This window comes from Clostridium sp. UBA2485, assembly GCF_002341865.1.
In the GTDB taxonomy this organism is placed as follows: Bacteria; Bacillota; Clostridia; order Clostridiales; family Clostridiaceae; genus Clostridium_J.
Genome location: NZ_DDOV01000050.1, coordinates 1 through 19,933, shown reverse-complemented (window position 1 = coordinate 19,933; position 19,933 = coordinate 1). Strand labels below are relative to the sequence as shown.

At 28.3% G+C, this 19,933-nt stretch carries 21 protein-coding genes, 2 tRNA genes and 1 other RNA gene; 14 read left to right on the top strand and 10 right to left on the bottom strand.

What is annotated here, in order from left to right; all coding sequences use genetic code 11:
• Window positions 1–21: 21 nt before the first annotated feature.
• A complete protein-coding gene (locus B3603_RS10455; protein WP_291564326.1) occupies window positions 22–1,410 on the bottom strand; it encodes a pyruvate carboxylase subunit B in 1,389 nt (462 codons plus the stop codon).
• A 283-nt stretch (window positions 1,411–1,693) separates the two neighbouring features.
• Here B3603_RS10455 and B3603_RS10450 point away from each other — a divergent pair.
• The 4 genes from B3603_RS10450 to lgt all read left to right on the top strand — a co-directional run bounded on the left by B3603_RS10450 (window position 1,694) and on the right by lgt (window position 3,425).
• Window positions 1,694–1,770 (top strand) — tRNA-Arg (locus B3603_RS10450).
• 111 nt (window positions 1,771–1,881) lie between these two features.
• Window positions 1,882–2,334, top strand: a complete 453-nt coding sequence (locus B3603_RS10445; RefSeq protein WP_291564323.1) for a nucleoside deaminase — start codon at window positions 1,882–1,884, stop codon at window positions 2,332–2,334.
• Window positions 2,331–2,576, top strand: coding sequence for a (2Fe-2S)-binding protein (locus B3603_RS10440; RefSeq protein WP_291564320.1), 246 nt, complete (start codon window positions 2,331–2,333; stop codon window positions 2,574–2,576). The genes B3603_RS10445 and B3603_RS10440 overlap by 4 nt, the downstream gene beginning before the upstream one ends.
• Window positions 2,577–2,648: 72 nt before the next feature.
• A complete protein-coding gene (gene lgt / locus B3603_RS10435; protein ID WP_291564318.1) occupies window positions 2,649–3,425 on the top strand; it encodes a prolipoprotein diacylglyceryl transferase in 777 nt (258 codons plus the stop codon).
• A 120-nt stretch (window positions 3,426–3,545) separates the two neighbouring features.
• Here lgt and B3603_RS10430 read toward each other — a convergent pair whose 3' ends face one another.
• A complete protein-coding gene (locus B3603_RS10430) occupies window positions 3,546–4,235 on the bottom strand; it encodes a TIGR00266 family protein (protein ID WP_291564315.1) in 690 nt (229 codons plus the stop codon).
• Between the two features lie 381 nt (window positions 4,236–4,616).
• Between B3603_RS10430 and B3603_RS10425 the strand changes: the two genes are divergently transcribed.
• From B3603_RS10425 to B3603_RS10380, 10 genes are all read left to right on the top strand, one after another.
• Window positions 4,617–4,706 (top strand) — tRNA-Ser (locus tag B3603_RS10425).
• A gap of 2 nt (window positions 4,707–4,708) precedes the next feature.
• Window positions 4,709–4,974: signal recognition particle sRNA large type (ffs, locus tag B3603_RS10420), an RNA gene on the top strand.
• Window positions 4,975–5,067: 93 nt separating this feature from the next.
• Window positions 5,068–6,705, top strand: coding sequence for a DNA polymerase III subunit gamma/tau (dnaX, locus tag B3603_RS10415; protein ID WP_291564312.1), 1,638 nt, complete (start codon window positions 5,068–5,070; stop codon window positions 6,703–6,705).
• A gap of 128 nt (window positions 6,706–6,833) precedes the next feature.
• The gene (locus B3603_RS10410) at window positions 6,834–7,175 is read left to right on the top strand and encodes a YbaB/EbfC family nucleoid-associated protein (RefSeq protein WP_291564309.1); all 342 of its coding nucleotides are present in this window, start codon (window positions 6,834–6,836) and stop codon (window positions 7,173–7,175) included.
• 56 nt (window positions 7,176–7,231) lie between these two features.
• Window positions 7,232–7,828 (top strand): recombination mediator RecR, encoded by a 597-nt coding sequence (gene recR / locus B3603_RS10405; RefSeq protein WP_039629849.1) that lies wholly within the window; start codon window positions 7,232–7,234, stop codon window positions 7,826–7,828.
• A 353-nt stretch (window positions 7,829–8,181) separates the two neighbouring features.
• Entirely contained in the window at window positions 8,182–9,519 is a 1,338-nt protein-coding gene (locus B3603_RS10400; RefSeq protein ID WP_291564308.1) for a TldD/PmbA family protein, read from the top strand.
• A 12-nt stretch (window positions 9,520–9,531) separates the two neighbouring features.
• Window positions 9,532–10,785: a metallopeptidase TldD-related protein gene (locus B3603_RS10395; protein WP_291564306.1), complete on the top strand. Its 1,254-nt coding sequence runs from the start codon at window positions 9,532–9,534 to the stop codon at window positions 10,783–10,785.
• Window positions 10,786–11,024: 239 nt separating this feature from the next.
• Window positions 11,025–12,680 (top strand): methyl-accepting chemotaxis protein, encoded by a 1,656-nt coding sequence (locus tag B3603_RS10390; protein WP_291564303.1) that lies wholly within the window; start codon window positions 11,025–11,027, stop codon window positions 12,678–12,680.
• Window positions 12,681–12,818: 138 nt separating this feature from the next.
• Entirely contained in the window at window positions 12,819–13,100 is a 282-nt protein-coding gene (locus B3603_RS10385; RefSeq protein WP_291564300.1) for a DUF2508 family protein, read from the top strand.
• 68 nt (window positions 13,101–13,168) lie between these two features.
• A complete protein-coding gene (locus B3603_RS10380) occupies window positions 13,169–13,441 on the top strand; it encodes a pro-sigmaK processing inhibitor BofA family protein (protein ID WP_186269517.1) in 273 nt (90 codons plus the stop codon).
• Between the two features lie 175 nt (window positions 13,442–13,616).
• On the opposite strand, the gene B3603_RS10375 is transcribed toward B3603_RS10380, so the two are convergent.
• The 8 genes from B3603_RS10375 to B3603_RS10340 all read right to left on the bottom strand — a co-directional run bounded on the left by B3603_RS10375 (window position 13,617) and on the right by B3603_RS10340 (window position 19,392).
• Window positions 13,617–14,591, bottom strand: coding sequence for a DUF4097 family beta strand repeat-containing protein (locus B3603_RS10375; RefSeq protein WP_291564295.1), 975 nt, complete (start codon window positions 14,589–14,591; stop codon window positions 13,617–13,619).
• A gap of 17 nt (window positions 14,592–14,608) precedes the next feature.
• On the bottom strand, window positions 14,609–15,265 hold the full coding sequence (locus B3603_RS10370; RefSeq protein WP_291564292.1) for a DUF1700 domain-containing protein: 657 nt from the start codon (window positions 15,263–15,265) through the stop codon (window positions 14,609–14,611).
• 1 nt (window position 15,266) lies between these two features.
• A complete protein-coding gene (locus B3603_RS10365) occupies window positions 15,267–15,581 on the bottom strand; it encodes a PadR family transcriptional regulator (RefSeq protein WP_291564289.1) in 315 nt (104 codons plus the stop codon).
• Between the two features lie 178 nt (window positions 15,582–15,759).
• Window positions 15,760–16,434 carry a Crp/Fnr family transcriptional regulator gene (locus B3603_RS10360; RefSeq protein WP_291564286.1) on the bottom strand — a complete coding sequence of 225 codons (675 nt, stop codon included), beginning with the start codon at window positions 16,432–16,434 and terminating at the stop codon, window positions 15,760–15,762.
• Window positions 16,435–16,520: 86 nt separating this feature from the next.
• Window positions 16,521–16,967: a gamma-glutamylcyclotransferase family protein gene (locus B3603_RS10355; RefSeq protein WP_291564283.1), complete on the bottom strand. Its 447-nt coding sequence runs from the start codon at window positions 16,965–16,967 to the stop codon at window positions 16,521–16,523.
• Window positions 16,967–17,608, bottom strand: coding sequence for a pyroglutamyl-peptidase I (gene pcp, locus B3603_RS10350; protein WP_291564280.1), 642 nt, complete (start codon window positions 17,606–17,608; stop codon window positions 16,967–16,969). The genes B3603_RS10355 and pcp overlap by 1 nt, the downstream gene beginning before the upstream one ends.
• Window positions 17,609–17,775: 167 nt before the next feature.
• On the bottom strand, window positions 17,776–18,705 hold the full coding sequence (locus tag B3603_RS10345) for a DUF979 domain-containing protein (protein WP_291564276.1): 930 nt from the start codon (window positions 18,703–18,705) through the stop codon (window positions 17,776–17,778).
• Window positions 18,706–18,723: 18 nt separating this feature from the next.
• Window positions 18,724–19,392, bottom strand: coding sequence for a DUF969 domain-containing protein (locus B3603_RS10340; RefSeq protein WP_291564384.1), 669 nt, complete (start codon window positions 19,390–19,392; stop codon window positions 18,724–18,726).
• Window positions 19,393–19,933: the final 541 nt, after the last annotated feature.

Here is a 19,933-nt window from a genome sequence, read left to right as displayed (position 1 = left end):
AAAGTATCAATACCTTTTTTCTTAAATTACTTCACTTTTAGTTTGCACTCTCAAATCTTCATTTGAAGGTTTAGAAGCCCTATTTTTAAAGAATTCTTCAGCAATCTGAGGAAATGCAAGATATGATAATACATCCTCATTTGTTGAAATTTTATCTTTAAGTATTTCTTTAGTCTTTTCAAAAGCAGGCTCTAGACTATCAGCAAATCTTTCTTTTATTGTTTCATCATCACCTAAAGCTTTTTTCATTACTTCTTCATTTATTTTGCCAGGTGCTTTACCATATTCTCCTTTACAGTAAGCTTTAACCTCTTTAAGTACCATTTTATATCTTTCACCAGTTAATACGTTAACCGTTGCTTGAGTACCAACCATTTGACTCATAGGAGTAACAAGTGGTGGGAAACCTAAATCTTCCCTTACTCTTGGAACTTCTGCTAGAACTAAATCTAATTTATCTATGGAGTTTTGAGATTTAAGCTGAGAAATCATATTAGATAGCATACCACCAGGTATTTGGTTTGTTAATCCCTCTGGTTGAGGAGTTAAAACTTTAGGGTCAAGTAGTCCTGATTTTAATACTTCAGCTCTTATTGGTTTAAAGAAATTATTTATATAAGTTAATTTATCTATGCTTAAATTTGTATTAAATCCAGCAGAAGTTAATGCTTGATGCATAGTTTCAGTCGGTGGTTGTGATGTACCACTTGAGAATGAAGATATAGCAGTATCTATACCATCAACTCCTGCTTCAGCAGCTTTATAATAAGACATTTCAGCTAATCCATTTGTGCAATGAGAGTGTAGGAATACTGGTATTTTAACTTCTGATTTTATACTTTTAACTAAATCATAAGCTATATCAGGCATTATAAGGCCAGCCATATCTTTAATACAGATAGAGTGAGCTCCCATGTTTTCTAATTGTTTAGCTAAATTTGTATAGTTTTTAACGTCATGTATAGGGCTTACTGTATAAACTATAGTACCTTGTGCATGTGCACCTTGCTTAATAGTTTCATCCATAGCTACTTCAATGTTAGAGAAATCGTTTAAAGCATCGAAAATTCTAATTATATCCATTCCATGATAAACAGACATTTTTATAAATTCTCTTACAACATCATCAGGATAGTGTTTATACCCTAATATGTTTTGTCCTCTTAAAAGCATTTGTAGAGGAGTTTTCTTTACTATGCTTTTTATTTTCTTTAATCTTTCCCATGGATCTTCATTTAAATATCTTAAGCAAGAGTCAAAGGTAGCCCCTCCCCAACACTCAAGTGAATAATATCCTGCATTATCTAAGTCTTTAAGTATAGGTGCAAACTCGTTAAAAGGAAGTCTTGTTGCAATTAATGATTGGTTTGCATCCCTTAGAACTGTCTCAGTTATATGAATTTTCTTCATTAATAATCACCCCTATAATCTAGTGTCATACACTTGTATTTTAACATAAAGCTGAATAAAAATCTGCAATAAATCATTTATTTGTCTGAAAAATTATATATTATAGAATTATTGCAATAGATATCTATAACTAGACTTAAATTCATTATAAGATTTATATATTTTTTGTTAGTAAGTAAATTTTACATATGAAAATTAGCTTATAAAAGATAATTTTCATATGTATTATAAAGAAATCTTGACATTAACGGTAAAAAATAATTATAATGTAATTAGAATATTTGCGCCCGTAGCTCAGTAGGATAGAGCAACCCCCTCCTAAGGGGTAGGTCGGAGGTTCGACTCCTCTCGTGCGCACCAAAGCTTGGTAAAGTTTTCCTTTACTAAGCTTTTTATTTTATATATGATAAAGTTATAAGCTATAATTTTAAAGAATTTAGACCAAAATATATAATAAGTTAAGGAGAAACTATGGAAGATAACTTTATGAATGAAGCTATAATAGAAGCAAAAAAAGCTTTAGAGTTAGAAGAAATACCTGTAGGTGCAGTTATTGTGAAAGATAATAAAATAATTGCAAGAGCGCATAACCTAAAGGAAAGATTAAATGATCCAACCTGCCATGCAGAGATTCTTGCTATAAAGGAAGCTTCAAGAGTGTTAGATTCATGGAGACTTAGTGGATGTAGTATGTATGTTACATTAGAACCATGTCCTATGTGTGCAGGTGCTATAGTTCAAAGTAGATTATCTAAACTTTATATAGGAACTTTTGATGAGAGAAGTGGAGCCTGTGGTTCTGTAATGAATATAGTGCAAAATGATTTTCTAAATCATTGGGTAGATGTGAAGTGGACTTATGAAGAAAACTGTAGCATGCTACTACAAAATTTTTTTAAAAAGAAAAGGAGAGATAATAGATGACAGATAGTAATAAATTTGTTAGCGATGAAGAAAAAAAGAAAATGGTATTAGATAAAATGACAAAAGTATGTATATGCAAGGCAATACCAAGATCAAAAATAAAAGAAGCAATAAAAGGTGGAGCTACCACAGTAGAAGAGGTAAATAAGATTGTAGGTTCAGGTAGTGGTGGATGCAAGGGAAGAAGATGTAGCCCTAAAATTGAAGAGCTTATAAACATGTATAAAAATGGTGAGTTCTAAAAAATATATAGTTAATTTAGATTAGACTATGTATAATAGATTAAAGAATAAAAAAGAAAGGGGATGAGGTTAATGGATCCAGTTGCATTTAGTTTATTTGGTATTGATATAGCATGGTATGGAATTTGTATAGCTCTTGGAGTTGTAGCAGCATTACTTTTAGCTCAATATACTTGTAAATTAGTTAATATAAATTATGATGATATGCTAACTGTGTTTTTAATAACTTTTCCGATTGCTATAGTTGGAGCAAGACTTTATTATGTTATTTTTGAATTTAATCAATATAGAGATAATTTAATGAGTATCTTTAATATAAGAAAAGGTGGCTTAGCCATACATGGAGGTATAATAGCAGCAATTATTGTAGTTGCTATATATTGCAATAAAAAGAAAATTAATTTTTTCGATATTATGGATATGGCTGCACCATGCATAATATTAGCTCAAGGAATAGGAAGATGGGGAAATTTCTTTAATCAAGAAGCCCATGGTGGTCCTGTAACAGAAGCTTTTATTAGTAAATTTCCTCAATTTATACAAAAGGGTATGTTAATAAAGGGAACATATTATCATCCTACATTTTTATATGAAAGTATATGGAATGTATTAGTGTGCTTACTACTTTTATATATGTTAAAAAAAGTTTCAAAAAAAGGTGTTGTATTCTTTAGCTACATAGGTTTATATTCTGTAGCAAGACTTTTTATAGAAGGTCTTAGAACAGATAGTTTAATGCTAGGTAGCATAAGGATGGCTCAGTTAGTAAGTATAATAGGTATATTAATATGGGTAGCAGGGGTAATATACTGCTATAAGTTTAATAGAGATAGAAAATTAATAAATTGATAAATTTATACCTTAGAAATAGTAATACTGAGGCATAATAATTTAAAAGTAAAAGAGTAATTATTTAAATATAAATAATTACTCTTTTACTTTACTAATAATATACGTATATATTTGCTCTTAATCTCTCTTACTAGAAATAGGAATATAAGGATATAATCTTGAAGCTAAATTACTCATTGGCATTGTTTGAAGATATACTTTGCCTGGTCCTCGTAATGTAGTTAAAAATAGTCCTTCTCCACCAAATAGTACATTTTTAACTCCTTTAACCATTTCTATATCAAAATGAATACTAGCTTCGAAAGCAGCTACATGACCAGTATCTACTTTAATAGTTTCTCCAGGAGCTAAATTTACTTCCTCAACATGACCATCAAACTCTAAAAATACAATTCCTGGACCAGTCATTCTTTGAAGTATAAATCCTTCACCACCAAAAAAACCAGTAGAAAGTCTCTTTTTAAGATGAATTTTAAATTCTACAGAAGTTTCCGCTGCTAAGAAAGCACCCTTTTGACATATTAATGTTTCTCCAGCATATAAATTCTTTGCAACAATTCTTCCAGGTACTGAAGAGGGAAAGGCTATACTGCCATTACCACGAGTACATGTAAAGATATTTAAAAAAATACTGTCACCAGATAATGCTCTTCCTATGCCTGCAAAAAGACCACCTTTCATATTTGTATCCATTTCAATGCTGTCACTCATCCATCCCATTGCGCCAGATTCAGAAACTAGAGTTTCTCCAGCATTTAATGAACAAATCACAACGGGAAGATTTCCACCTTTAATTTCATAATTCATATTGTAGACCTCTCTTTAATATAATTTTTATATGGATAAATATAAATTAATATAATATATTTAAAGCATATTGAAAAAATAAATAGTAAATATGACTAAAAATATATTTCATATCTTTGACTAGTTACTTTTTTCATATATCTATTATACGGGATTACAAAAGTTTTAGTATTTAAAACAATTATAAAATTTTTGTGAAAAAAGTATTTTAGAAATACCTTAAAAGTATATTAAAAAATAGTAAGATTTAATAAAATTTAAGAAATTTAATAAAAAAAATTACTTTAAGGTATTATAATCCAATTTTATTTAAAATAACCACTTGCAACTAGAGATTAATAATAGTATAATCGTATATACGTAAGTAACTAAATAACATATGGAGAGATGTCCGAGCGGCTTAAGGAGCACGCCTGGAACGCGTGTGTAGGGGAAACTCTACCGAGGGTTCAAATCCCTCTCTCTCCGCCATGTTGTACTAGATGGGGAGTTAGCGGTGCCCTGTAACCTGCAATCCGCTACAGCAGGATTGAATTCCTCGCCTAGGTTTTAGTTTGTGTGGTCTGGCCTATGTAAGTGGCGTTGAGAATTGGGTCCCACGCAATGGAGATTCATGAACCTCGTCAGATCCGGAAGGAAGCAGCGATAAGTGAAACCCTCCATGTGCCGTGGATTAACCTGGTTTGAGTTAACTGCATGGGTAACGCACATAAATTAATTATCAAAGCGAGGTGTACAACTTTAACTTTAAAAGATAAGATGCAAAATTGCATCTTTTTTTATTATATGTAAAAACTTATAATATATATATAAGGCTAAAAGAGGTGAGAATATGGCGTACACTGCATTATATAGAGAATATAGACCTAAAACTTTTGAAGATGTAGTAGGTCAAGTACATATAACTACTACTTTAAAAAATGCTATAAAAACAGAAAGAATTGCTCATGCCTATCTTTTATGTGGTACAAGGGGAACAGGAAAGACGTCTACAGCAAAAATAATTTCAAAGGCAGTTAACTGCTTAAACCCTAAAGAGGGTGAACCATGTAACGAATGTGAGATGTGCAATAAGATTAATAGTGGTACTGCAATAGATGTAATTGAATTAGACGCAGCCTCTCATAATGGTGTAGATAATATCAGAGATATAATAGAAGATGTTCAGTATCCTCCTCAAGAGGCTAAATATAAAGTTTATATTATAGATGAGGTTCATATGCTATCAGTAGGTGCAGTAAATGCTTTTTTAAAGACTTTAGAAGAACCTCCTAATAGAGTAATTTTTATTTTAGCTACTACAGACCCTCAAAAGTTACCTATAACTATACTCTCTAGATGTCAAAGATTTGATTTTAAAAGAATTAAAAATGAAGATATATTTTTAATGCTTAGAAGCATAATAGATCATATGGGAGTATATGCAGAAGATAAGAGTTTAGAATTAGTTTCAAGAATTTCCGATGGTGCAGCGAGAGATGCTCTTAGTATATTAGATCAAGCAATTTCTATGAGTAACGGTAAGGTAGAATACGAGAACATAGTTCAAATGTTAGGACTTATGACTAACGAAGGACTTATTAAGCTTACAGATGCAGTTATAGATAAAGATATTGAAAAATCCATAAGAGAAATTAATGAAATAGTACAATTAGGTAAAGATATTCATTTATTTATAAAAGACATGACTACTCATATGAGAAACCTAATGATGATTAAGATAAGTGATAATCCTGATGATGTATTAGATATGTCCATAGAAAATATTGAGCTTTTAAAAAGTCAAGCCTATAAAATTAGAGTAGAGGAAATAATGAGGTATATAAAGATACTTCAAGAGGCAGAGGATAATTCTAAATACTCAAAACAAGGAAGAATATATTTAGAACTTGCTGTAATTAAAATGTGTAAAGTTGAATATGATACATCAATGGAGATAATGCTTTCTAGATTAAATAAAATAGAAGAATCTATAAAAAATGGCACTATTAAAGTAAGTGAAAATAAGATATCGGAAATAAATAATATTAAAAAAGTAAATGCTCCTATATCAAAACCTAAGACAGAAAGTGTCGTTAATGAAGATATTGTAGATATGGAAATCACCGATGATACTTGTGGTGAAAGCAATATTACCTTGGAAATGGTTAAAAAATCCTTTAAGGATATTCAACAATTATTAAAGGGAAGAAAAAATATGGTTTTAGCTGCAGCACTTATGGTTAGTGAAGTTAATTATGTAAAAGGAAATGTTATAAATATAATTTTTTCTAAAGAATATTCTTTTCATAAAAACAGACTAGAAAAAGATGATAGTAAAAAGATAATTGATGATATATTTTCTGAGGTTTTAAAAGTAAAGGTTAGGGTTACATATTCTATTGATGAGCCTAAAGATGTAGAGAAACCTAAGGAAGAAATATTATTTGATACTTTTTCAAAAGATTTAGTAGAAATAGTGGATGAATAGAGAAATTAGAATATTATATTATTAAGACATTTCATTAATAATATAGAAATTTTTTTAATTTTAGTTACATTATTAATGAATATTATATATACTAATATATTGATACTATATTTTAAGGAGGTATTATTATGGCAAAAGGCGGATTCCCAGGAATGGGCGGAGGAAGCATGAATAACCTGATAAAACAAGCTCAAAAATTCCAAAAACAAATGGAGGATATGCAAAAAGATCTAGAGAATAAAACTTTTGAAGGAACAGCTGGTGGTGGTGCAGTTACTGCTACAGTAAGCGGAAAAAGAGAAATATTGAAGGTTAGCATAGAACCAGATGTTGTTGATCCGGATGATGTTGAAATGTTAGAAGACTTAGTAATGCTTGCTTGTAATGAAGCTTTAAAGAAAGCAGAAGAAGAGACAAACAGCTCAATGGGAAAACTAACAGGTGGATTAAATATGCCAGGTATGTTCTAATATAAATTTAACTACAGTATTCTTCTTATTTAAGGAGGATTTTAGAGGTGAATGGATTGGATTTTTATCCTGTATCAATAGAAAAACTTATAGAAGAGTTTGCTAAGCTACCTGGTATAGGAAGCAAAACAGCTCAAAGACTAACTCTTCATGTTTTAAATCTTCCTAGAGAGGAAGTAGAAGAGTTTGCTAATGCACTTATAAAGGCGAGAGGAACAATAAAATATTGTTCAATTTGTGGAAACTTTACGGATAGTGACCCGTGTTCTATTTGCTCTAACCCTAATAGAGATAAAACAACAATTTGTGTTGTTGAACAACCAAAAGACATTATGACAATGGAAAAGGTTAGAGAGTTTAATGGAGTATATCATGTATTACATGGGACTATATCACCTATGAGTGGAAGAGGTCCAGAAGATATAAAGTTAAAGGAACTTATAACAAGAATAAATGGGGAGCCAAAAGAAATTATAGTTGCCACAAATCCTAATATTGAAGGTGAAGCAACAGCTATGTATATTTCTAAAATATTAAAACCTTTTGGAATAAGGGTAACAAGAATAGCCCATGGAGTACCAGTAGGTGGAGATTTAGAATATGCAGATGAAGTTACTCTTTCAAAAGCATTAGAAGGCAGAAAAGAAATATGATATTGTTTATTTCACAATGCCTTAAGTAAAATAAATTTATGTTTAGAAGTAAAAAGTTTTGTCAGATAGTCGTAGATTTAAAGAAGTAAAACTCTTTAAATCTACGACTTTTTTTATTATAATAAGAATTCGTTTAAGATACAGTAAATTGTAATTTGTAAATTTATTTAAGAATAAAATAAACTTAAGATTATCTTAAGAATAACTTCAGCTTTAATAAAGATTAGGAAGGTATTATTAATTTTAGAAAGAATATAAAACATAATATATAGGCTAAAGAAGTATAAGAATACACCATGAAAAATATAAAACATTATCTATTACAATATTTAATAATAAAAGGGGAGATTTAAATGTTTGAATTTTGCAAAAATATTTATACAGATGTCAGAATTGAACATGTTTTTGAGACTTCTATAAATTTTACTAATGGAGTTTTAGAAAATAATGAGATAAGAGAGTATTCTGGTGCTCTTATAAGGGTTTTTGATGGGTATAGATGGTACTATAAGTCTATAAGTAATTTATCTAGTATTCAAGAAGAAATTAAAAATCTTTCAAAAATGGCAAAAGAAAATAAAAAAATTTATGATGATGAAGTTGTAAAAAAGTTTCAAGTTAATAAGGGAGAATACTATTCATATAAAGGTTTTGAGCTCGATAAAGTATCGAGAGAGGATAAATTTAAACTAGCCAAAGAAGCATTAGAAATTACAAAAGAAAAAAAAGAAGGCAAAAATTTTAGAGTTAGATATAATGACTCAAGAATAGTCAAAGAATTTTACTCTAGCAAGGGTAGCAATTTAAAATTTGATTATCAAATTTGTGGTATAAAAATTAGTTATTCCTTTAATTTTGATGGTAAAAGTTTTACGGATAATTCTAAAATCGTATCTTCAAATTTTAATGATCTCAATAATATAAAAAATAAATTTGAAGAAAATTATAAAGAAGGATTAGACTATGCTAAAAGTTCAAAACCTGTTGCACCAGGAAAATATACTGTAGTAATGTCACCAGAGGTAGTTGGAGTGTTTGCTCATGAAAGCTTTGGACATAAGAGTGAAGCGGACTTTATGGTTGGAGACGAAAATATGATGAATGAGTGGAAAATAGGTACTAGAGTGGGAGCTGATTTATTATCCATTTTAGATTATGGTGGATATTTAGGTTCTGGTTATGTACCTTTTGATGATGAGGGAACAAAAGGAGAAAAAACTTATTTAATTAAAGATGGAATATTAAAAGGAAGGCTTCATTCAGCAAAAACTGCTTCTATTCTTAAAGAAGAGCTAACAGGAAATGCTAGAGCAGTTAATTTTCAATTTGAGCCTATAGTTAGGATGACTAACACCTATATTGAAAAAGGTGAAAAGACAAAGGCAGAACTAATTAGTGAAGTGGAAGAAGGAATATATATTCATAATTGTAGATATGGTACAGGAATGAGCACTTTTACTATAGCACCTAATAGAGCGTATATGATTAGAAATGGAAAAATAGCTGAGCCTGTTAATATCTCTGTTATAACCGGTAATGTTATGGAAACATTATATAATATTGATGGTGTTTCAAAAGAATTAGAATTTGAAAATAATATATGGGGTGGATGTGGAAAAATGGAACAATATCCATTATCAGTTTCTATCGGTGGCCCATATGTTAGAGTTAAAAATATTGAGGTTCAATAGGGGGATTTATAAATGATAAAGGAAAAATTTGCTTTGAATCAAAAAGAAACATCCATAGGTATTATGCAATCTAAAATAGATGATATTAGAATGAAGGATATAACATCTACTGGGGTAAGAATATACGAAAATGGTTTTATAGGTGTAGCTGGCGCTATTGGAGAGTATGATGAAGATAAATTAGAAGCTGAAGCAAAGGAAGCCTTAAAACTAAAAATTCCTTATGAAGCAAATGTTTATGAAAATAACAAACACTTTGTAGTTAATGAATGTAATATAGGAGATATTAGTGATTTTATAAAGGAAGTTGAAGAAGTAATAACAATACTTGATAATAGATATAAAAATTTCACCTTTGCAAATAAAGTAAATCTTATTGAAATAGAAACCTCATTAAAAAATGATAAAGGATTAGATTTATATCAAAAAGATAAGAGAATAAATTTTGATATTACAGTTAAAGATAAAAATTCAGTAAATATTATGGATACTTATATACCTTATAATACTAGGAAATATAATAGAGATAATTTCTTATCTTTTGTAGATAGTATACTTTCAACTTATCATAATATAGTAGAATTACCTAATAAAGAAAAGCTTCCAATAGTAATGTTTAATCCAGATTTAAATGGTTTAATAGCTATGAAATTTTTTGAAGATCTAAATGGGGTAAATTTTGTTAATGAAGCATCTATTTTTTCTGGAAAACTTGGTGAGAAGTTGTTTAATGATGAGTTTACATTATTGTTAACGTCAGATCCAGAAGACACTAATGAATTATTCTTTGATGCAGAAGGTAGTTTTTTAAAAGACTATAGATATGCTCTAATTGAGAACGGGGTTATAAAATCGCCTTATACAGATAAGAAAACCGCTTTAAATTATAATCTTCCATTAACAGCAGCTTCAACAGGAGAATATGATGAGGTACCCTCACTACAACCAAGCGAATCTATATTTAATAAAATGAAATTAAAACAGGGAGAAAAGACTGTGAAAGAACTTTTAGGTGGAGAATTAGGAGTATTTATATTTATAGCATCTGGCGGAGGATTTACACCAGAAGGAAATTTTGGAACCCCTGTTCAACAAGCTTATTTATTTGATGGAGAGAAATTTATTGGAAGATTGCCAGAACTTAAAATATCTTCTGATTTATATAGCATGTGTGGAAAAGATTTTAGAGGAGTTTCAAAGAATACTTTAAACGAAGATGTAAATTTAAGTTATACAGTAATAGATATGAAAGTAGAAAGGCTGTAAAAATTAATGCTTAGATATATTAAATAAAATAATTTATATATTAATATTTTATCCTCATTTTAGGCTTCAAATAAAATGAGGATATTTTTTATAATAAAATTATTATTAAATTTCCTTATATAACTTTAAATTGAACTTTTGGTAATATTGTTATATAATCACATTAATTATCATTTAATAATATTTATTAAATGATAATCTGTAATTATGTTTAATTTAAATATGGGGGAGAGTACGTTATGAAGATAAAAATTAAAGATAAACTAAAGTTTATATGTATATGCTATATTGCACTTATAGCTTTAACAGTAGTAATGAATTTTAGCACATATAAAGAAATAAATGGGGATAGCAGTTTTATAAATTATTTTGGAAAAATGAGAGCATATAATTATAGGATGGCGCAACTATCTTCCAATATTGTTTTAGCTCCAGATGATAAAGAAAGCTTAGAAGCTTTAGAGGTAAAGATAAAGGAAATAGACAATATGTTTGAAGATTTAGTGAATGGTAATAGCAAATTAGATATAAAACCTATAGATAATGATAGTATAAAAAATAATCTTAATGATGTAAAAATTAAATGGGAAAAAGAATTTAAGCCAGCCTATATAAATATTTTAGAAAACGGCAATAAAAATTCTTGGATGTTTATAAAAGAGAACGTAAATAAATATGTTAATTCCATTGATGATGTAGTTGTAGAATATACTTTATATTCTAAGGGGAAGATTAGTGCTGCTAAAAATAAAAGTATTTTTATATTAGGAACTTCTATAATTTTAAGTGTAATTTTTGGTACTTTAATGATAAAGGTTATAATGAAACCATTAATAAAAATTAAAGATGAGTTTGAAGTTATTTCAAAAGGAGAAGGGGATTTAAGAAAAGAAATATTATATAAATATAATGACGAAATAGGTGAATTAACTAAGTACTTTAATGGATTTATTGGTAAAATAAGGGAGATTGTTAGAACTATATTTAATTCTTCAAAAATGTTAAAAGAATCAGTAGCATCTATGCAAGTTATAAATGATGAACTTGGAAGAGCAACAGAAACTATTTCGATATCAATGCAAAATGTATCCTCAGGAAGTGTAGAGCAATCTAATATGATTCAACATATTATCTCTCAGACAGAGGATGTAAATTTAGAAATTACTGATGTTATGGAAAAGATTGATATTTTACTAGTTCAATTAGAAAATAGCAAAAATTCTTCTATTGAAGGAAAGAAAATATTAAATAAGGAAATTGAAGAGTTAAAAGGTCTTGTTTTAAATACAAAAGAATTATCTAATACAGTAAATGAATTAGAAAAAGATTCACAGGATATACAAGGTATTCTAAATATTATAAATCAAGTATCTTCTCAAACAAACTTATTAGCATTAAATGCATCTATAGAGGCATCAAGGGCAGGAGAACACGGAAGAGGCTTTTCTGTTATAGCAGAGGAAATTAGAAAATTATCAGATGAGAGCAGAGAATCAACAGAAAAAATAGAGAATATAGTTAAATATATACTTGAAAAGATATTTAATATTGGAGAGTATATGAATATTATCTTAAATCAAATAATTATTTATCAACAGGATATGAGTAATGTTGAAATGAAGTTTGATGAGGTTACAAAGCAAGCCAATGAAGAGTATTTAGAGATGAAGAATATTAGGGAAATAAATCATAATGTAAAAGAAGAGTTTAAGAAAATTAATTCATCAATTAATAAGGTCGCTTATATTGCAGAAGAAAACTCAGTGAATTCTCAAGAAATTGCAGCATCAATTGAAGAACAAGCAGCATCCTTTGAACAGGTTAATAATAATATGGATTCAATAAATCAATTATCTATAGACTTAAATGAAATAATTGGAAAGTTTAAGATATAACATAATAATTTATAAAGATGATTTTAATAATAAATATGTTTATTTTTTATAGTTTTGGTCTAAAAATTTGTAAATAAGAATAAGCCTTCTACTAAATGTCAATAATTTGAAATATACATTATAGTAGGAGGTTTTTTTATGGATAGAAAAAAAGTTATAGAAATGATTTGTGACTACAATAAGTATGATGAAGAGCAAAAGCAAATAATCAATCATCTTGAAGATGCAAGAGTTGAGTGGGAAAATGCTAGAATTTGCTTTCAATTTGTAAGCGACCCTAAACTAATTGATTTAGTAATATATAAGGAAGATGAAGCTAAGGCAAAATATATATATTTTCTTTCACTTGCAAAGGAAAAAGGCATAAAATTAGATGCAACTTTAATGGTAGAACAATTAAATCCAGCTAGTAGATGGTAATCAAATTAAGCTTTCATATATAAGAGGATAATACTATATATTAGTAGTATATTTATCGTATAATATATATGAGAGGAGATGAATTTGTGGAATATGCTATTTTTTTTATAATTGCAGTTTTAGGGCTAATTATAGTAGGAAAACTATTTGCATGGCCACTTAAGATACTAGGAAAGTTAGTAATTAATGCCATAGCTGGAGGGATATTATTATTTCTAATAAATTTTGTAGGTGGACCTTTTGGTATAGATATAGCTATAAACCCTACTACGGCGCTTATAGCAGGATTTTTAGGAGTTCCTGGAGTTTTATTCCTTATTATATTCAAATCATTTATGTAAGATATCTGAAAGAAAGTATTCTAACATATTTGTTTTATTATTTTTTTCAGATGTCTAAATTAAAAATCGTGGCTTAATGTCACGATTTTTAATGTTACAATTATAATATTTAAATAATTATTTTTAAATGTAAATAGTTTATAACAAAATAATAAAGAGTACCTAAAGATACTCTTTATTCATACATACTAATATTTCCTGATGTAGTAGATATATTTAAATTATGCTTAGCGTTATCTCCAATAGTTCCTTGAAGTTTTTTCTTAGATTTTTCTAAAACTTTTATTGGAGGAAATACGTCAATATCTCCAGAAACTGTTTTTAAATCTACTTTTATTCCAACATCTTTAGAGATTTTTATATCTATATCTCCAGAGATAGTACCTCCATTTATATCTCCTAATAATTTATCACAACTAATATTGCCAGAAGTGGTATTAAAGCTTAAATTGCCTCTAACATTATTAAGATTTAGTTCACCAGAAATAGAATTAAATTTATTATTATTATCTTTTAAAATAATATTAGTCGCATCTAGATCTGATGATGTAGATTGAAATATAAAATTATTCATTTCCATATCTTTTAAAGTTAAACTTCCAGAAGTAGAGTTAAAATTTAAAGAAGATAAGTTTAAATTTTTTATATACCCATCACCAGAAATTGTCGAAATATCCAGTGATTTATTATAAGTTTTGGGTATATATATATCTAGTTTTCCATTATTCATATTGAAAAAGAAATTATTTGGAATTTTATAAGTCTCTATATTAATTTTGTTTTGATCTTTATTTATTTTAAGTTGAGATTCATTAAAGTTATTATTAGTCTGTATATTAGAAGATAATTTAACTTTAAGTTCATTTTCATCATAAGGTATCATAGTAACCTCATAAGAGGTAGTATTTATAGATATTAAGTTTATATTATCTAATGAAAATATTTGTTCTTCATTAACATCATGGTATTTATAGTTACTGTTATTAAAAATTTCATTATAGATATTATAGAAATTTGGATTTAAATTTAAATTATTAATATTCATATTTTTAATAGAAATTCCGAAAATGAGAAAAGAAGAAGTAAAGCAAACTATCATTATAATTGTTAATGACAATATAACAGTTTTTAATTTTTTACTATTAAACATAAAGCATCTCCTTTTCATCATATTTGTAGTTGTAATTTAAACCAATTTAATACTTTAATACTTAGCACATAAATAGCTTTGCATACGAATAATCCAAAGAAGAATATTAGAACACCTAGTATACTAAGGCCAATTCCTAGAAGTACAACCCCTATTAACGGCACAGAAAGAGGAATAGATATAAATGGAGTTGCAACAGTACCAACTAATCCACCTATAATCGTACCTATTCCACCAACGAATAATCCTATAGATATTCCAAATATACCTAAAATTAATCCTCCTATAGTAGTTATTACAGGAAGACAAATTATAACTAGAGCAATAATACCTATAATTTTCATTGCTTTTGAAAATCCATCATCTGAATTATAAGGCCTATTGTATCTACCATTATCATAACTATCTTTTCTATATTGATTATTATATTGATTTTGATTATTATATTGTTGCCTTGTGTTGTATTCATTACCGTTCATTTCATAATTAGCCTTATATTGAGAACAAATAGTATAAGGATCACCTAATTCTCTTATTATTTCTTCATCGGTCTTTCCATTTTCTTTTCCTACTCTGAAATGCTCTTCGTAGTCATAGATTATCTCCATTCTTTCATTTGCGGGAAAATCATATAAACCTTGCGACAAAATGCTTATAAATTGATCTTTAGTCATATTAACACCCCTCTTTAATAATGTTATTAACGCTTTCCATAAATTCAGACCACTCCTCAGATAACTTTTCTTTAGTTCTTATTCCAGAATCAGTTATTCTATAATATTTTCTAGGAGGTCCCTCCTGAGATTCTTGAAGGTAGGTTGTAAAATATCCCTCTTGTGTAAGTCTTCTTAAAATAGGATAGATTGTTCCATCAGAGATTTGTATATTTTTTGATATTTCATTTACAAGCTCATAACCGTAGCAATCTTTCATTGAAACTACTGATAATACACAAAGTTCCAAAACTCCTTTTTTTAATTGAACATTCATTAAATCACCTCTAATAATTGATAGGAAACAAATATGTAATTAAATATTAAAACTCTAATTTATAACTATATTATACTAGCTAGTATTAAACAATACAAGATACTAAACTATATGTTTATACAATATGATTTATTAATAAAAAATGTTCAAAAAAACCATTTACTAAAAAATAAATGGTTTAAGTAAGCTGAGAAAGCTTTTTTAAGGCTTCCATATTTAATATATAGATCTCTTTATTTTTCATATCTATTATGTTTTCGTTTTTAAGTTCATTAATAATTCTCGTAACAGTTACCCTAGAACAACCTATTAAATTAGCTAGCTCCTGGTGAGTCATGGTTAAATTTATACTATATTTATTATTGGAATTTTTAGGTGTTAATATTGCTAATCTATACAATGTAGAAGCAATCCTAGTTTTAGGAGATTCAGCTAAAAAATCATTGATTTGAGATAGGGCAATTCTATATTTACGAGTTAAACTATGTATGAAAAATCTATATGTATTGGGATATTGTATTAAAAATTTATCAAGTTTAGTATCTTCAATATAACTTACAGTTACATCTTCAATGGATAATGCTTTAACATCAATATGATCATCTACAAAATATGAAGATTCTCCTAAAATTTCTCCGCTTATAAGGTAAAATAATACTTTTTCATGTCCTGTGGAGGTAAAGGTAGAAACTTTCACAGTACCGGACATCACAATAACAACATTATGCTTTGGCATAGGAGAGATTTCTTGATTTTTTTTAAAATCTATAATTTTCCCTAAAGGTGCTAATTCCTGTAAAAAAAAAGCTCTCATGTCATTTTGCTTATTCATGTTAAATAATTTCTCGTACATGGATACTCACCAGCCTTTTATAAATAAAAAAGAGTAAACGGGAGTTTACTCTCTTAATATAATATTAGCTTAATTTAGCAAAATTATTAAGCATCTTTTTTAAATTTTGTCATAAAATTTTTCCAATCTCCATGAGAAATATATATTTTATGCTTGTTAAATTCATCTTGATCATTTAATTCATACTTATATACATAGCATTTTTCAATGGTGCCAGTTTCAATTATTTCAACATCCATAACGGTTCTAATATACTCATTATCAGTATTATTTTCACCATAGTAGCCTTCCATTTCATCCATTGCTACCATTATCTCTTCATAATTGGCTACAGTCATAACTTCACCATATATATAATCATCACCGTCTAATACAGCAGGATATCCTTTATTAGGCATATGAAATAATTTACCTTTAATTTTAGCAGCTTCACAATTTAAAACATTGCCTTTTAGATATTTATCATAATTAAAAAATCCTGTTCTTAAACTACCGTATACAAATACTTTTCTTTTTTCTGTTGGTTTAATCATTAGCAAATAGCTCCTCCAACCATTTTAACGTCTTTGTTATTTTCTACAGCTGCTTTTATGCACAATTCAAGTCCTTTTGATATATCAGCTAATGACATACAAGGAGTATTTGGTTTAGTTATAACTTGATTTGGTATAAATGGAACGTGAATAAAACCACCTTTTATATTAGGATATTTTTTATCAATTAAATACAATATTCCGTACATAACATGGTTACATACAAATGTACCAGCAGTATTTGATACTGATCCTGGAATACCATTTTCATTCATTTCCTTAACCATAGCTTTTATTGGTAAGTTACTAAAATATGCAGATTGTCCATCTTCATATATTGGTAGGTCTATTGGCTGATTACCTTCATTATCTTTAATTCTAGCGTCATCTATATTAATAGCAACTCTTTCTGGCGTTACTCCAAATCTACCACCTGCTTGTCCGATTGATATAACTATATCAGGATTGTGTTTTTCTATTGCATTTTCTATATGGTATAAAGCCTTTCTAAAAACAGTTGGAATTTCAATTTTTATAACTTCTGCTCCAGAAATTGTATTAGGTAATAATTTAACTGCCTCTAGTGCAGGGTTTACACTTTCTCCACCAAATGGATCAAAACCTGTAATTAAAGCTTTCATCGTTCTTCCTCCTAATGTTAATTTATTTTAATAATTACCATCTAATATAATAATTGTAGATGGAAAATCATTATGATTTTTATTAAATTTATTAATTTTTATGGTTATATATTTTAAAAATTCATCTCCAATCTATAATTGTATGGAGATGAATTTTTAAGTTTAAATTAAAATGCTAAGAAATACATAAGCGCTATATGAACTACTAATAATAGTAGAGCTACTGGTGCTTGATATTTAATAACAATATTATTATCTTTTGTTTCTAGTAATGCAGCAGGCATAACGTTAAAGTTTGCAGCCATTGGAGTTAGCAGTGTTCCACAATATCCAGCAGTTAATGCTAATGCTCCAGCTATAGCAGGATTAGCACCCTGTGCGTAAACGAAAGGTATACCAACACCAGCAGTTATAACAGCAAATGCAGCAAAAGCATTTCCCATTATCATTGTAAATACTGCCATACCTACACAGTAAGCAATTACTCCTGCTAATATATTTCCATTAGGTATAAAGTTTGATATTCCAGATGCAATTACATCACCAACACCAGCAGCAGTAAATACTGCACCTAATGCAGCTAGTAATTGAGGTAATATGCTTGTAGGTCCAACAGATTGAAGCATTCTGTTCCCATCTTCTATAAGATTTTTAGGCTTTGCTTTTGTAACAAGGAATGTGATTATAATTGCAACTATAGCAGATATCCCAATGGCAACAGTTCCAGGGAATTTAGTAAATTGAGCAATAACAAGTGCAAATACAGCTATTGAAACTGAAGGAATAAATATTTTGTTTTTAAGTTTTTTAGCTTGGTCTTCGCTGAATTTAGCTTCAGGTATCTTTAGGTTACCTATGTTAACTTGCTTCATAGCAGTTAATACTCCAAGGAATACAAGCATTCCACCTACAACAGTTGATGGTAAAAACTTACCTAATATAAATATGATAGAAAGTATTATCCAAAATAAAGTTGTTCCAATTCTAGTTTTATGATTTGTATCTTTAAAAGTAATAATCCCAGTTGTTAACATTAAAAGTCCAACCATTATATAAAAAGCTTCAAGCAGTATGTCTGACATAACTTTTATATCCATATATAAATCCTCCTTATATTAGTTTTTCTTTGATGCTTTTCTAGCTATAGATTTATCTAACAAGTGATTTTGTACTACTACAAATAGAAATGAAATTACAGCAATAGGTATTGAAGCTTTAGCGACATCTAATGTGTTTACTGCATATCCAAGTTCTTCTAAAGTACCAGCAATTAATAAAACTCCTGAGCTTGCAAGGAATACGTTTTGTCCATAGAAATTACCGTAGTTTTCCATAGCAGCAGCAGCCCCTTTAATTTTATCAACTGTGCTTTCATCAAGTTCACCATGTTTACTGATAGCAGCACCCTGTGCCATAGGATTTATAAGTGGTCTTATAAATTGAGCGTGTCCTCCAAGTCTTACTGAGAAGGCAGCAGCTAATTCTCTAATGAATAAGTAGAGAGTTAACATTTTTCCTGCAGTTAAACTTTTAGCATTTTTGATTAATGTGATAGCTCTATCTTTCAATCCATATCTTTCACATATACCTATAACAGGAAGTGTTAGTATAAATAATGACATATGTCTTTGACTTACAAATGTTTTACCTAATATATCTAGGATTTCAATAATGTTTAGTTTTGCAACTAGTCCGGTAACTACTCCAGCAGATAAAACTACTGCTATAGTATCAAATTTAAGAGCAAATCCAATAATAACTATAACTATACCGATTAATTTAATCATTGATTACTACACCCTTTCTTTATTGTTGAATATATTTAATAAATTTTCTTGTTATTTTCATATTATACTGACAATTAGCACATAAATCTGTATCTACAGATACAAAAATCAATAATATTTAGTAGAAAAATGTAGAAAAAAATCTATATAATAATAGGAAAGGATATCTAAGGTGAAGAATTTTTAAATAAAAATACATAAATGGTAAATTTTATTGTAAATTTAAATAACTACTCCAGGTGTATCTACATATAGAAAGACAAGCATATTAAAGTAAAACATAGTATTTAAAGTGTAATATCAAATAAATAATGTTTTCTAAGAAATTAAGGATTTTGTTTATGATAAGATAGATATTGTCGTTACGGCACAGAGAAATTCAAAGCTGATCGACATAGTTTAGCACTTGAAAACAGTTATTAAATAAAAATAAAAATAAAAAAACTGTTGACAAGAAAAAATAAACCTGATAGAATAGTAAGAGTCGTCAGGTGATGACGGTAAAAATTACTAAATAACTTGGTCTTTGAAAATTAAA

What these genes read in the sequence shown, in the direction of transcription:
- B3603_RS10455 (WP_291564326.1), bottom strand. Translation starts at nt 1,410, where the DNA reads ATGAAGAAAATTCATATAACTGAGACAGTTCTAAGGGATGCAAACCAA.
- B3603_RS10445 (WP_291564323.1), top strand. Translation starts at nt 1,882, where the DNA reads ATGGAAGATAACTTTATGAATGAAGCTATAATAGAAGCAAAAAAAGCT.
- B3603_RS10440 (WP_291564320.1), top strand. Translation starts at nt 2,331, where the DNA reads ATGACAGATAGTAATAAATTTGTTAGCGATGAAGAAAAAAAGAAAATG.
- lgt (WP_291564318.1), top strand. Translation starts at nt 2,649, where the DNA reads ATGGATCCAGTTGCATTTAGTTTATTTGGTATTGATATAGCATGGTAT.
- B3603_RS10430 (WP_291564315.1), bottom strand. Translation starts at nt 4,235, where the DNA reads ATGAATTATGAAATTAAAGGTGGAAATCTTCCCGTTGTGATTTGTTCA.
- dnaX (WP_291564312.1), top strand. Translation starts at nt 5,068, where the DNA reads ATGGCGTACACTGCATTATATAGAGAATATAGACCTAAAACTTTTGAA.
- B3603_RS10410 (WP_291564309.1), top strand. Translation starts at nt 6,834, where the DNA reads ATGGCAAAAGGCGGATTCCCAGGAATGGGCGGAGGAAGCATGAATAAC.
- B3603_RS10400 (WP_291564308.1), top strand. Translation starts at nt 8,182, where the DNA reads ATGTTTGAATTTTGCAAAAATATTTATACAGATGTCAGAATTGAACAT.
- B3603_RS10395 (WP_291564306.1), top strand. Translation starts at nt 9,532, where the DNA reads ATGATAAAGGAAAAATTTGCTTTGAATCAAAAAGAAACATCCATAGGT.
- B3603_RS10390 (WP_291564303.1), top strand. Translation starts at nt 11,025, where the DNA reads ATGAAGATAAAAATTAAAGATAAACTAAAGTTTATATGTATATGCTAT.
- B3603_RS10385 (WP_291564300.1), top strand. Translation starts at nt 12,819, where the DNA reads ATGGATAGAAAAAAAGTTATAGAAATGATTTGTGACTACAATAAGTAT.
- B3603_RS10380 (WP_186269517.1), top strand. Translation starts at nt 13,169, where the DNA reads ATGAGAGGAGATGAATTTGTGGAATATGCTATTTTTTTTATAATTGCA.
- B3603_RS10375 (WP_291564295.1), bottom strand. Translation starts at nt 14,591, where the DNA reads ATGTTTAATAGTAAAAAATTAAAAACTGTTATATTGTCATTAACAATT.
- B3603_RS10370 (WP_291564292.1), bottom strand. Translation starts at nt 15,265, where the DNA reads ATGACTAAAGATCAATTTATAAGCATTTTGTCGCAAGGTTTATATGAT.
- B3603_RS10365 (WP_291564289.1), bottom strand. Translation starts at nt 15,581, where the DNA reads ATGAATGTTCAATTAAAAAAAGGAGTTTTGGAACTTTGTGTATTATCA.
- B3603_RS10360 (WP_291564286.1), bottom strand. Translation starts at nt 16,434, where the DNA reads ATGTACGAGAAATTATTTAACATGAATAAGCAAAATGACATGAGAGCT.
- B3603_RS10355 (WP_291564283.1), bottom strand. Translation starts at nt 16,967, where the DNA reads ATGATTAAACCAACAGAAAAAAGAAAAGTATTTGTATACGGTAGTTTA.
- pcp (WP_291564280.1), bottom strand. Translation starts at nt 17,608, where the DNA reads ATGAAAGCTTTAATTACAGGTTTTGATCCATTTGGTGGAGAAAGTGTA.
- B3603_RS10345 (WP_291564276.1), bottom strand. Translation starts at nt 18,705, where the DNA reads ATGGATATAAAAGTTATGTCAGACATACTGCTTGAAGCTTTTTATATA.